This is a genomic window from Actinocorallia aurantiaca (assembly GCF_039533685.1).
GTDB lineage: Bacteria > Actinomycetota > Actinomycetes > Streptosporangiales > Streptosporangiaceae > Actinocorallia > Actinocorallia aurantiaca.
In genome coordinates, this window is record NZ_BAAATZ010000006.1 from 65,240 (window position 1) to 77,317 (window position 12,078).

The window sequence follows — 12,078 nt, forward strand, 5'->3', positions numbered from 1 at the left end:
CGGGGCTGAACGGAGGTATCCGGAAGGAAACCGAAAGGAAAAGAGTCGAGAAAAGTCCGGTCTTGTTCACTTCTGCCCTGAGAAGCCAGCATAGTTATGCGGGTGGATCGGAAGGTGGCCCAGCGGACCCCTCCGGACGAGGCGGAGTTGTCGGCCTGCGTCCGAGCCGCGCAACAGGGAGACGAAACGGCTTTCCGGACCGTTTACCGGGATCTTCAGCCACGTCTGCTGCGCTACCTGCGCGCTCTCGTGGCCGAGGACGCGGAGGACGTCGCCTCAGAGGCCTGGCTGCAGATCGTCCGCGACCTGCCCTCCTTCAGGGGCGAGTACGACGGGTTCCGGGGCTGGGCGACGACCATCGCCCGCAACCGGGCCCTGGACCACGTCAGGCGGCGCCGGCGCCGCCCCCAGGCCGAGACGACGCTGGACGAGCTGACCGAGGTCGCCGGGGAGCACGACACCGAACTGAGCGCGCTGAGCGGGCTGGGCACCGAGCGGGCGCTGAAGATGATCATGCGGCTGCCCCGGGACCAGGCGGAGGCCGTGCTGCTGCGGGTGGTCATCGGGCTCGACGCCAAGACCGCGGGTCAGGTGCTGGGCAAGCGGGCCGGTGCGGTGCGCACCGCGGCCTACCGGGGCCTGAAAAAACTCGCTGCGGAGATCGAGTGACACTTTGGCGCACCTCGACGCTGAGAGAGATGAGATGAGCGCGAAACGGATCAGCCGAAGGACCGCGGAGCAGATGCTCCGCGGGAGTTCGGCGGGCCATCCCGTCGCCGACCTGCTCAACAGCGCGGCCGCCCACGGGCGGGAGGAAGAGCTGAGCGGTGAGACGGAGGTGATGGCCGCCTTCCAGGCAGCGTTCGTCGACGCACCAGCCCTGTCAACGGCGTCGGCCCTGCCGGCGCCCGCAGAGAGAAACCGGGAGAAGCCATCACTCCGCTCCTTGCTCGCCAAAGCGCCGACCGCGCTGATCGCCGGGACCGCCCTGGCGGTCACGGCGGTGGGCGGGGTCGCGATCGCGGCCAACGGCGGAGTGCCCGGACAGAAGAAAGCGGAGAAGCCCAAGGCCTCACCCACCTCGGTCTCCCCGCCCTTCACCCGCAAGTACGCGCCGCCTCCCAGCCCCGCTCCGGTGGCGACGCCGTCCAACGCCGACCTGTGCCGGAAGTACATCGCCCAGGGCATGAAGGACGAGAACATCGCCCCGCTGGTCAAGGCCGCCGGGGGACGCAAGAAGGTCATCGCCTTCTGCGTCACCCTGCTGGGCGCGGACAAGAACAAGCCCGCGGGCCAGTGGCCGCCTCCGGGCTGGCCGACGGACTGGCCCACCACCTGGCCCAAGGGCAAGGAGTGGCCGACCGAGTGGCCCAAGGAGCTGCCGAAGGAATGGCTCCAGCCGCACGGCTCCCCGCAGGACCGCAAGAAGGCCGAGGGCGAGGCGAGCGCCGAACGCCAGTCGTTCTGGCCGCAGGAGTGGCCTGAGCTGGAGTTCTGGCAGCAGCAGGACGAAGACCGACCGAACAACTGAAGAACACAAGACTCCGGACGCCTACCACGGGTTCTGCCCCCGTTCCCGTAACCACGGCGTCCGGAACCGCCGGGACTCCCCGCGCCCTCCGGTCCGGGAGGTGCAGCGTTCCCGTCCGTGTGAGCGGCCTCCTGGTCGCGCGACGGAGATCCGGCGGAAGGACGCCGTGTTCGCGGGCTTTGCCCGGGCCCGCGAACACGGCGCACCGGCCGATCGGCCGGCCTGCCGATCTGGGGTGGTCAGCAGGCCGGCTGATCTTTTTTCACGGACTTCTCCGATCAGACCGGGTGGGCGTCCAGCCACTCGGCGGCGACCTTCGCGGGGTCGGTCTTGTCGACGGCGACCTTCTTCATCATCTCCTGCAGGCCCTCGGTGGTGAGCTGGGCCGAGACCTTGTTCAGCGTCTCCGCGGCCGCCGCGTCGACGCCGTCCTCGCGCACCAGCGGGGTGACGTTCTGCAGGCCGAAGACGCCCTTGGTGTCCTCCAGCACCACCAGGCCGTCCAGGACGATCGCCGGGTTGGCGGTGAAGACGTTGCCGACCTGGACCTTGCCACTCTTCAGCCAGGTCGGGATGTTGCCGCCGCCGGAGCGGTCGGGCACCCACTCCTTGAACTTCAGGCCGTAGACGGTGCTCAGCTTGTCCTTGAACCGCTCCTCGAACGGGGCGGGCCCGCCCACGACGAGGTCACCGGCCACCGCCTTGAGGTCCTCGACGGTCTTCAGGTTGTTCTTCGAGGCCGTCTCGGACGTGACGGTCAGCGAGTCGTTGTCCTGGGCCGCGGACGAGTCCAGCAGCTTCAGCCCGGCCGGGAGCTTGGCGGAGGCCGCCTTGTTGGTCTCCTCCGTCGTGGCGGGCAGCTCGGCCTTCGGGTCGAGGTAGGCCAACAGCGCGCCGTTGTACTCCGGCAGGACGGTCAGGTCGCCGTTCTCCAGGAGCTTGTAGTAGACCTCGCGCTCGCCGATGTTGAGCTTGCGCTCGACCTTCACGCCCTTGTCCTCCAGCGCACCGGCGTACAGCTCGGCGAGCAGGACGTTGCCGGGGAAGCCGGCGGAGCCCACCACGATGGTCTCGTTGGTGCTGGCCGTGCCGTCAGTGCTCCCCGTGCCGTCGAGGGGGTTGTCCTCGCTTCCGCCGCAGCCCGCGGCGAACGTCGCCAGCAGGGCGGCGCCCAGCAGGATCTTCAGGGGTCTCATCCGGGGATTTCCTTTCGGTTGTTCGGTTCCGGCCTCAGCCCTCGGGGGGTGAGAAGCCGGCCGGTGTAGGTGAAGAGGATCTGGACGGCGACCGCGAGCAGCACCACCAGGAGGGAGCCGCCGACCGCGGTGCCGTACTGGCGCAGCAGGATGCCGTCCATGAGGTAGCCGCCGAGCCCGCCGAGGTTGATGTAGGCCGCGACGGTCGCGGTGGCGACCACCTGGACCGCCGCGGTCCGCGCCCCCACCATGATCAGGGGGACCGCGAGCGGCAGCTCCACCCGCAGCAGCACCTGGCGGCCCGTCATGCCCATGCCGAGGGCCGCGTCCCGCACCCGCGGGTCGATCTGGCGCACGCCCTCGTAGGTGTTGACCAGCACGGGCGGGATCGCCAGCGCCACCAGCGGGACGAGCGCGGCGAGGTCGCTGCCCGCGCTCAGCAGGAAGATGAGCACCAGCAGGCCCAGGGTGGGCAGCGCGCGGAAGCCGTTCGCGACGTTGATCACGGTGAAGGCGGTGCGCCGCCCGGCGTGCGCCAGGAGCAGCCCGACCGGCAGCCCGACGAGCACGGCCACGGCGAGCACCAGCAGGGTGTAGCCGAGGTGCTCGGCGAGCCGGACGGGGATGCCGTCGGGACCGTGCCAGTTCGCGCCGTCCGTCAGCCAGCGCCAGCCGTCGTTCATCGCGGGCTCCAGGGGGTGAGCAGCCGCTGGAGCAGCACCAGCGCCAGGTCGAACAGCACGGCCAGAATGATGATCAGCACGATCCCGGCCAGCACCGGGGTGGTGAACTGGAGGTCGAAGCCCGTCTTGAACAGGGAGCCGAGCCCGCCGATGCCGACCAGCGCGCCCACGCTCACCAGGCTGATGTTGGAGACGGTGGCGACCCGCAGGCCCGCGATGATGACGGGCACCGCGATCGGCAGCTCGACCGCCACCAGGCGGCGCAGCGGGGTGTAGCCCATCGCGGTCGCCGCCTGCCGGGTGGTGTCGGGGACCTGGCGCAGCCCGTCGACGACGTTGGGCACCAGCACGGCCAGCGTGTAGAGGGTGAGCGGGATGGCGACCGTCCAGATGCTGAGGCCGGTGTAGTCCAGCAGCACCAGGAACAGGGCGAGGGACGGCAGCGAGTACAGGATGTTCACGGCCGTCAGCACCGGCGGGTAGAGGCCGCGCCAGCGCGCGCACAGCACGCCCAGCGGCACCGCCACCAGCAGGCCGAGCAGGACCGGCAGCAGCGAGAGCTTCAGGTGCTCGACGGTCAGGTCGCCGAACAGGCCGTAGTGCTCGTGGATCCAGTCCCAGCGGACCAGAGGCTCGTCCTCGTTCATCCCCGCTCTCGCTCCAGTTCCAGCTCGCGGACGAGGCGGAGCTTGCGCAGCCCGTGCTCCCCGCCGAGGAACTCGGTGACGAAGCCCTTCCCGGGGGCCGCGAGCAGCTCCTCCGGGGTGGCGAGCTGGGCGAGCCTGCCGCCCTGGGCGAAGACGGCGACGCGGTGGCCCAGCCGCAGCGCCTCCTCGATGTCGTGGGTGACGAACACGATGGTCTTGGGGGTGCCCTCGCCCTGGGCGAGTTCCGCCTGGAGGCGGAGGAACTCCTCCTGCAGGACGTTCCGGACGATCGGGTCGACCGCGCTGAACGGCTCGTCCATCAGCAGGACGGGCGGGTCGGCGGCCAGCGCGCGGGCCACGCCGACCCGCTGCTGCTGCCCGCCGGACAGCTGGTGGGGGTAGCGGCGGGCCAGGCCCGGGTCGAGGCCGACGAGCTCGAGCAGGTCCAGCGCGCGGGCGCGGGCCCTCCCCTTGTCCCAGCCCAGGAGCCGGGGCACCGTGGCGACGTTGTCCACGACGGTGCGGTGCGGGAAGAGGCCGCCGTGCTGGATCACGTAGCCGATGCCGCGCCTCAGCTTCGCCGGGTCCTGGCCGAGCACGTCGACGCCGTCGATCTCGATCTTCCCGGAGGTCGGCTCGACCATCCGGTTGATCATGCGCAGGGTGGTGGTCTTGCCGCAGCCGGAAGGGCCGACGAGGACGGTGATCTCGCCGGTGGCCAGGGTGAGGTCCAGCCCGTCCACGGCGACCGTGCCGTCGGCGTACCGTTTGTTCACGCCGGTGAAGGTGATCAATATCTCTACCTAATCAGTAAGTTCAGTAGGAATCCTGCCGGTCGACTGCCTCGCGCACAACACCGGGGAGCGCACGACCCTGCCGGGGGAACGTTCCTCGATGGCCGCGACCATCAGCGCGACCGCCTCGTCCGCCACCCCCGGCAGGTCCCAGTCGACCGTGGTGAGCGGCGGCGTCGGCAGCACCGACAGGGCGTGGGCGTCGTACCCGCACACCGACAGGTCGTCCGGGACGCCCAGGCCGAGCTGCCCCGCCGCCACGTAGACGCCGTAGGCGATGGAGTCGGAGAAGCAGAAGACCGCGCTCGGCCTGTCCCTGCGGACCAGCAGCTCCCGGGCCGCCACGGTCGCCTCCGGCAGTGCCGAGCGGGTGACGACGACCTCGACGGAAAGCCCCAGCCTCCGCGCCTCGGCCCGGACGTGCACGTCGGCCGGGCGGTCCGGAGTGTGCTCCAGCGTCGAGGTGAAGACCCCGATCCGGCGGTGGCCCAGGCCGTGCAGGTGCTCCAGCGCCAGCGTCACGCCCGCACGATTGTCGAAGACCACCTCGCCGTGCGGGTTGCCCGCCAGGGCGTCCCCGACCGAGACCAGCGGGAGCTCCTCGGCCAGCTCCGCCCAGGCGGGGGCGGACGGGTCGACCGCCTGCACGATCATTCCGTCCACCTGCTGCCCGCGCAGCCGCTCGGCCAGCTCCAGCTCCCGCTCCGGGTCGTCGGCCGCGTCCAGGATGATGGCGTACCGGCCCTCGGCCAGCAGGGCCCGGCCGATCCGGACGGCGAGCTCCTGCTGCCAGAAGTCGGCCAGCGAACCGCACAGCAGGCCGACCGTGCCCGTCGGCCCGCCGGCCAGGGCACGGGCGATCGGATGCGCCTGGTAGCCGAGCTCGTCGGCCGCCCGGCGCACCCGCTCCTGCGTCTCGGCGGAGGTGTGGACGCCCCGCAGCGCATAGGACACCGCCGCCGGAGACAGGCCCGTCACCCGGGCCAGCTCACGGATCGTGACCCTCCGTCGCGAGTGCGGCATCAGCCCACAGTAAGTCGCCCCGGTGACGTTTCCTCCTAATCGTGATCTTTCTGTGGCCTGGCCAGCGTGAGAGAGAAGTCACCATCCGGATCCGTCCAGAACTCGGCGAGCGTGTAACCCGCCGCCTCCAGCTCGGATTCCAGGCGTTCCGGACGGAACTTCGCGGAGATCTCGGTGCGCATCTCCTCCGCGTCGGCGAACCGGACGGTCAGGTCCAGAGCGCCGACCCTGACCTCCTGGCGGCCCCGGGACCGCAGGCGCATCTCGATCCACTCGTCTTCCGCGTTCCAGACGGCGACGTGGTCGAACGCCTCGGGCACGAAGTCCGCGTCCAGGCGGGCGTTGATGACCCTCAGCACGTTGCGGTTGAACTCCGCCGTGACGCCCTGCCCGTCGTCGTAGGCGCGGACCAGGCGCTTCTCGTCCTTGACGAGGTCCGCGCCGAGCAGCAGGCCGTCTTCCGGGCCGAGAGTCGCCCGGACGGCGGACAGGAACCTGTGCCGCTCCCTCGGCACCATGTTCCCCACCGTCCCGCCGAGGAAGGCGACGAGCTTGCGCGGGCCGCCCGGGATCCGGGACAGATGCCGCTCGTAGTCGGCCGCCACCGGGCGCACGTCGAGCTCCGGATACTCGGCGGCGATCTTCTCCGCGGCCTCCAGCAGGTAGTCGTCGCTGACGTCCACCGGGACGTAGGTCTCCAGATCCAGCGCGTCCAGCAGCAGGCGGGTCTTCTCCCCCGAACCGGCGCCCAGCTCGACGAGCGTGCGCGCGCCCGTCACCGAGGCGATCTCCCCCGCGCGGGCCGCGAGGATCGCGCGTTCCCTCCGGGTCGGGTAGTACTCCTCCAGCCGGGTGATCTCAGTGAACAGCTCGCTGCCCCGGTCGTCGTAGAACCACTTGGGCGGCAGGGTCTTGGGCTCGGACGTCAGCCCCGCGGAGACGTCGGCGCGCAGCGCCTCGTCGAGCTCCTCCGGTTTCAGAAAATGCGCGATCTCAAAGATTCCCATATCTGTGCCCCCTATCGGAGTGGGTGGATGACGACGCCGTGGCGGTCCGCGGCGACCAGGGAACGGTCGGGAACCCGCTGCCAGGCCGGGCTCTCGTCATAGGGCTCGGAGGCCAGGACCACGGCGTGCTCCGCCGACCGGACGAACAGGCTGTCGCCCCAGGTCGTCGCCGCCAGCGACGCCCCGTCCGAGGCCAGCAGGTTGTAGCGGCCCGGCGCGATCGCGGCGGCCGTGCGGACCGTCTCGGCGAGGCCCTCCGCCAGGCTCAGGCCGCCCCGCCAGGCGCGCACCGCGCGGGCGAACAGCAGCGCCGAGTCGAGCGGGGCGCGGGCCTCGGGGACCAGCGACAGGTCCCCGGCGAGCTCCCGCAGTTTGGCCTCGACCGCGCCGAAGCCGTCGACCTTGCCGTTGTGGCTGAACAGCCAGCGCTCGCAGCGGAACGGCTGGGCTCCCGACTCCTCCACCGGGAAGCCGACCGTCGCGCTGCGCACGGCCGCCACCACGCACGAGCTCTGCAGGATCTCGCTGAGCTCGGCGAACGAGGTGTCCGTCCAGATCGGCTGCGCCCTGCGGTAGCGGACGACCCTGTCCCCCGCGTACCAGCCGGCGCCGAAACCGTCGGCGTTCAGCACGTTGCCGATGTTCATCCTGGGGGCGTAGGACTGGCGTTCCAGGGAGTGCGGCGGCCCGTAGACCAGGGAGTGCAGGCTGCGGGGCGGCCCGAGGTAGGCCAGGTGTCTGCACAACTCAGGCGCTCCTCGCGCAGCGGAAACCGGCGAAGATCTGGCGGCGGATCGGGTAGTCCCAGTTGCGGAACGTCGTCCGGCACGCCGACGGGTCCGTGGCCCAGGAACCGCCGCGCAGGACCTTGTAGTCCGGGCCGAAGAAGACCTCGGAGTACTCCTTGTAGGGGTGCACGCGGAAGCCCGGGTAGCCGTGGAAGTCGGTGGACGTCCACTCCCACACGTCGCCGAGGAGCTGCCGCACACCGGAAGGCGAAGCCCCCCGGGGAAAGGAGCCGACGGTGGAGGGCTGCAGGCGTCCCTGCCCGAGGTTGGCGCGGCCGTGCACGTACTCGTCACCCCAGGGGTATCTGAGGGCCTTCTCACGGGCGGGGTCCCAGCGGGCGGCCTTCTCCCACTCCGCCTCGGTCGGCAGGCGCTTGCCCGCCCAGCGGGCGTACGCGTCGGCCTCGTACCAGCAGACGTGCTGGACGGGCTGGTCGAACGGCACCGGCTCCACCGTCCCGAAGCGGCGGCGCAGCCACACGCCCTCCTTGAACCAGAAGGCGGGGGCGCCGACCTTCTTGCCCTGCCGCCACTCCCAGCCCCTGGGATGCCACCAGCGCTCGTCGTCGTAGCCGCCGGACTCGATGAACGCCAGGTAGTCGCCGTTGCTCACCGGGACGGTGTCGATGAAGTACTCCGGGAGGTCCACCCGGTGGGCGGGGCGCTCGTTGTCGTAGGCGGAGGGGTCGTCGGAGGTGCCCATCGTGAACGGGCCCGCCGGGATGCGGGTCTCGGGGAGCCAGGGGGTGACGTCCGCCGGGAGGTCCTTCTCGATCAGGGGAGAGGGGGTCCTGCGGAGCTGGTGGGTGGCGAGCATCGTCTCGTCGTGCTGGTGCTCGTGCTGGACGACCATCTCGAAGAGGAAGGCGTTCTCCGGACGCAGACCGTCCAGGGAGTCGAGGACTTTGTCCCGGACCGTCCGGATGTAGGCGCGGGCCTCGCCGGGCGGCAGCAGGGGAAGGGACGGGCGGGAGGCCCGGGGGTGCTCGAAGGCGTCGTAGAGGCCGTCTATCTCGGGCCGCATCGGCTCGACGCCGGCGGCCGCGCGCAGCAGCCACAGCTCCTCGTAGTTGCCGATGTGGGCCAGATCCCACACCAGGGGGGACATCAGCGGCGACACCTGGGTGACCAGGTCGCCGTCGTCCAGGGAGGTCAGCAGATGGCTTCTCTCCCTCGCCGCCGTCAGCTCGGCGGCGAAGCGTTCTCTCAGCGCGTCCACGCGTACTCCTCGATGTCGTCGGCCGGGCAAAGGCCGCGGGCGACATAGCGTTCGGCGTACTGCTCGGTGAGGCTCTTCATCTCTCCGGTGAGCACCGAGCAGGCCGCTTCGAAGCAGGCCAGGGCCGCCTTCGCCAGGGCGGGGTCGCGCAGCCCGTCCCGCGCGGCCCTCACCCAGTGGCCCCCGACGGGTTCGGCCGCGGCCTCGGCCGCGTCCGGCACCCGGTCGAGCAGGGCCGCGGCCACCGCGACCGGGACCCTCCAGTACGGCTCGGGCAGGGCGTCGATCATCCGCAGCTCGAGCCACCCCTGCGGCCGGACCGGGGGGAAGAGGGTGCTCAGGTGGTAGGCGAAGTCGTCGAGCACCGGCTCCCCGGTGCGCATCCACTCTCGGAAGGTCACGCCGGGGTTCACGATCCAGCTCTCGCCCCGGATCAGCATGACCTTGGCGTCCAGCGCGTACCCGGCCCACGCCTCCTCCGGGTCGTCCCCCACGGGGGCCGTGGTGCGGGTGGGATCCAGCCGCGCCCACACGGCCTGGCGCGTCGACTTCCAGCCCGTCCGGCGCCCGCGGTGCACCGGCGAGTTCGCGAAGGCGGCGATCAGGACCGGCCCGAGCAGGTGCGCCAGCCGCCACCTGCGCGCCGCCTGCTCCCGCGTCCCGATGTCCAGGCAGACCTGGACGGACGCGGTGGAGCACATCATCGTCAGATCCCCGAAATAGCGGCTCATACAGCGGTAGCGCAGCTCGTCCAGCTGCATCCGCGACGGCCGGACCGGATCCACTCCTGCCCCGACCAGCTCGATCCCCGGCACCCGCCGCCGCACCTCGGCCAGGTCCGCGGCCAGCGCCCCGCAGACCGCCTCAGCCCCCGGCAGCGCGACCGAGCTCAGCTCCAGCTGCCCGCCCGGCTCGAACGTCACCTTGCTGCCGCCGGGCAGCGCCCGCCGCGTCAGCGGCTCCCGCAGCCTCCCGAGCGGCACCGGCTCCCCCGGCCGCGCCTCGTCCACCACCAGCCACTCGGTCTCGATCCCCACCAGCCTCGGCGGGCCCTTCTTGAAGCACACTCCCCGCACGTGCTCGCGTACCTCGTCCTCAGTCAGGGACATGCGCCCTCCCGCTCTCCTGGTCCTGTTGACCTTCCCTGGTGAACCGGATCAGCTATCCCCAAAAACCCCAAAAACTCAATGAACTACGCGATACGCCTCGCCGTCGGCCATATCCCACAGGGGCTCCGCCCGTCGGCGGCGAGGCCGGGACCCGGGTGTGGACCCGGGCCTGGACCCGGGTCCCGCGACTGCCCGGAGAGCGAAATATGTCGGGATTTATTGATATTGAGTCTCTAGATCAGTCGGATTCCTTCTGTTTACGTGGTCCACCTCACGGCAACATGGCCCCCCGGAAGGAAGCCCATGGAACAGGACGAGACTCCGACCACGTTCACCCGCCGAAACGCCCTGACGCTCGCGGGAGGCACGTTCGCCGCAGGGGCGGCGTCGGGTCTCCTGGGAAGCACGTCCGCATCGGCCGCGCCCGGGGACACCGAGGCCGACGTGATCGTCGTGGGGGCCGGGCTGGCCGGACTCGTCGCCACGGCGGAACTCGCCGACGCCGGTCGGAAGGTGCTCCTCGTCGACCAGGAGTCCGAGGCCAACCTCGGCGGGCAGGCGTTCTGGTCGTTCGGCGGGCTGTTCTTCGTGAACTCCGACGAACAGCGGCTCATGGGCGTCAAGGACACCCGCGATCTGGCGTGGCAGGACTGGCTGGGCACCGCCGGGTTCGACCGCGGGATCGCCGACCCGTCGGGACAGGACTACTGGGGCCACAAGTGGGCCGAGGCCTACGTCGACTTCGCGTCCGGGGAGAAGCGCTCCTGGCTGCACGGCATGGGGATGCGCTGGTTCCCGATCGTCGGCTGGGCCGAGCGCGGCGGGCACCTCGCCGACGGGCACGGCAACTCCGTGCCCCGCTTCCACATCACCTGGGGCACCGGGCCCGCCGTGGTCGAGCCGTTCGAGAAGCGGGTCCGCGCCGCCGTCGCGAAGGGCCTCGTCACCTTCAAGTTCCGGCACCGGGTGGACGACCTGGTCAGGACCAACGGAGCCGTCACCGGCATCCGCGGCGCCGTCCTGGAGCCCACCACCGCGCCCCGGGGCACCCGCAGCTCCCGCGTCGAGACCGGCGAGTTCGAACTGAAGGCGCCGATCGTCATCGTGACGTCCGGCGGGATCGGCGCCAACCACACCCTCGTCCGGGAGAACTGGCCCGAGCGGCTCGGAACCCCGCCGAAGAGGATGATCACCGGCGTGCCGGACTACGTCGACGGCCGCATGCTGCGCATCTCCAACGAGGCCGGCGCGCGCCTGGTCAACCGCGACCGCATGTGGCACTACACCGAGGGCATCGAGAACTACGACCCGATCTGGAGCAACCACGGCATCCGCATCCTGCCGGGCCCGTCGTCGCTGTGGCTGGACGCCGAGGGCAAGCGCTTCCCGGTGCCGGGCCTGCCCGGCTACGACACCCTCGGCACGCTGAAACTCATCCAGGACACCGGCTACGACTACTCGTGGTTCGTCACCACGCAGAAGATCCTCGCCAAGGAGTTCGCGCTGTCGGGCTCGGAGCAGAACCCCGACCTGACGAACAAGAACATCCCGCTGACGCTCTCCCGCGCCTGGCAGAGCCCCGAACCGGTCGAGAAGTTCAAGAAGAACGGCGTCGACTTCATCGTCGCCGACACCCTGCCCGAACTCGTCACCGGCATGAACGAGCTGACCGGCGCCAACCTCATCAACCTCGCCGACCTCAAGCGCCAGATCGACGCCCGCGACCGCGAGATCGACAACAACTTCACCAAGGACCTCCAGGTCATGGGGATCCGCAACGCCCTGAACTACAACGGCGACAAGCTCAGCCGCACCGCCGCCCTCCACAAGATCATGGACCCCGAGGCCCGCCCCCTCGTCGCGGTGCGGCTCAACATCCTCACCCGCAAGACCCTCGGCGGCCTCCAGACCGACCTGTCGGGCCGGGTCCTGGGCGACGACGGCCGGCCCATTCCCGGCCTCTACGCCGCAGGCGAGGTCGCCGGCTTCGGCGGCGGCGGCGTCCACGGCTACCGCTCCCTGGAAGGCACCTTCCTCGGCGGCTGCATCTTCTCCGGCCGCACGGCCGCCCGCGCCGCCGC

The 12,078-nt window shown here is 70.8% G+C and carries 11 protein-coding genes and 1 pseudogene; 3 read left to right on the forward strand and 9 right to left on the reverse strand.

Features of this window, described 5'->3' with window-relative positions; all coding sequences use genetic code 11:
* Positions 1 to 102 precede the first annotated feature (102 nt).
* Both ABD327_RS07120 and ABD327_RS07125 read left to right on the forward strand, forming a co-directional pair.
* Positions 103 to 669, forward strand: a complete 567-nt coding sequence (locus ABD327_RS07120; RefSeq protein ID WP_344449400.1) for an RNA polymerase sigma factor — start codon at positions 103 to 105, stop codon at positions 667 to 669.
* A 34-nt stretch (positions 670 to 703) separates the two neighbouring features.
* A complete protein-coding gene (locus tag ABD327_RS07125; protein ID WP_344449401.1) occupies positions 704 to 1,531 on the forward strand; it encodes a hypothetical protein in 828 nt (275 codons plus the stop codon).
* A gap of 278 nt (positions 1,532 to 1,809) precedes the next feature.
* Here ABD327_RS07125 and ABD327_RS07130 read toward each other — a convergent pair whose 3' ends face one another.
* From ABD327_RS07130 to egtA, 9 genes and pseudogenes are all read right to left on the reverse strand, one after another.
* Positions 1,810 to 2,727 carry an ABC transporter substrate-binding protein gene (locus ABD327_RS07130; protein WP_344449402.1) on the reverse strand — a complete coding sequence of 306 codons (918 nt, stop codon included), beginning with the start codon at positions 2,725 to 2,727 and terminating at the stop codon, positions 1,810 to 1,812.
* On the reverse strand, positions 2,724 to 3,410 hold the full coding sequence (locus ABD327_RS07135) for an ABC transporter permease (protein ID WP_344449403.1): 687 nt from the start codon (positions 3,408 to 3,410) through the stop codon (positions 2,724 to 2,726). The genes ABD327_RS07130 and ABD327_RS07135 overlap by 4 nt, the downstream gene beginning before the upstream one ends.
* Positions 3,407 to 4,057: an ABC transporter permease gene (locus ABD327_RS07140; protein ID WP_344449404.1), complete on the reverse strand. Its 651-nt coding sequence runs from the start codon at positions 4,055 to 4,057 to the stop codon at positions 3,407 to 3,409. The genes ABD327_RS07135 and ABD327_RS07140 overlap by 4 nt, the downstream gene beginning before the upstream one ends.
* Positions 4,058 to 4,080: 23 nt before the next feature.
* A pseudogene (locus ABD327_RS07145) lies at positions 4,081 to 4,851 on the reverse strand (ABC transporter ATP-binding protein); the annotation flags it as partial.
* A gap of 9 nt (positions 4,852 to 4,860) precedes the next feature.
* Positions 4,861 to 5,874 carry a LacI family DNA-binding transcriptional regulator gene (locus ABD327_RS07150; protein WP_344449405.1) on the reverse strand — a complete coding sequence of 338 codons (1,014 nt, stop codon included), beginning with the start codon at positions 5,872 to 5,874 and terminating at the stop codon, positions 4,861 to 4,863.
* A 35-nt stretch (positions 5,875 to 5,909) separates the two neighbouring features.
* Positions 5,910 to 6,875 (reverse strand): L-histidine N(alpha)-methyltransferase, encoded by a 966-nt coding sequence (egtD, locus tag ABD327_RS07155; protein WP_425547084.1) that lies wholly within the window; start codon positions 6,873 to 6,875, stop codon positions 5,910 to 5,912.
* 17 nt (positions 6,876 to 6,892) lie between these two features.
* The gene (gene egtC / locus ABD327_RS07160; RefSeq protein ID WP_344449407.1) at positions 6,893 to 7,627 is read right to left on the reverse strand and encodes an ergothioneine biosynthesis protein EgtC; all 735 of its coding nucleotides are present in this window, start codon (positions 7,625 to 7,627) and stop codon (positions 6,893 to 6,895) included.
* A gap of 1 nt (position 7,628) precedes the next feature.
* The gene (egtB, locus tag ABD327_RS07165) at positions 7,629 to 8,888 is read right to left on the reverse strand and encodes an ergothioneine biosynthesis protein EgtB (RefSeq protein ID WP_344449408.1); all 1,260 of its coding nucleotides are present in this window, start codon (positions 8,886 to 8,888) and stop codon (positions 7,629 to 7,631) included.
* Positions 8,876 to 9,997 (reverse strand): ergothioneine biosynthesis glutamate--cysteine ligase EgtA, encoded by a 1,122-nt coding sequence (gene egtA / locus ABD327_RS07170; protein ID WP_344449409.1) that lies wholly within the window; start codon positions 9,995 to 9,997, stop codon positions 8,876 to 8,878. Before egtA ends, egtB begins: the two co-directional genes overlap by 13 nt.
* A 303-nt stretch (positions 9,998 to 10,300) precedes the next feature.
* On the opposite strand from egtA, the gene ABD327_RS07175 reads away from it, so the two are divergent.
* Positions 10,301 to 12,078 (forward strand): FAD-binding dehydrogenase (locus tag ABD327_RS07175; RefSeq protein WP_344449410.1); only part of this gene is annotated, 1,778 nt, incomplete at its 3' end.

What these genes read in the sequence shown, in the direction of transcription:
- ABD327_RS07125 (WP_344449401.1), top strand. Translation starts at nt 704, where the DNA reads ATGAGCGCGAAACGGATCAGCCGAAGGACCGCGGAGCAGATGCTCCGC.
- ABD327_RS07130 (WP_344449402.1), bottom strand. Translation starts at nt 2,727, where the DNA reads ATGAGACCCCTGAAGATCCTGCTGGGCGCCGCCCTGCTGGCGACGTTC.
- ABD327_RS07135 (WP_344449403.1), bottom strand. Translation starts at nt 3,410, where the DNA reads ATGAACGACGGCTGGCGCTGGCTGACGGACGGCGCGAACTGGCACGGT.
- ABD327_RS07140 (WP_344449404.1), bottom strand. Translation starts at nt 4,057, where the DNA reads ATGAACGAGGACGAGCCTCTGGTCCGCTGGGACTGGATCCACGAGCAC.
- ABD327_RS07150 (WP_344449405.1), bottom strand. Translation starts at nt 5,874, where the DNA reads ATGCCGCACTCGCGACGGAGGGTCACGATCCGTGAGCTGGCCCGGGTG.
- egtA (WP_344449409.1), bottom strand. Translation starts at nt 9,997, where the DNA reads ATGTCCCTGACTGAGGACGAGGTACGCGAGCACGTGCGGGGAGTGTGC.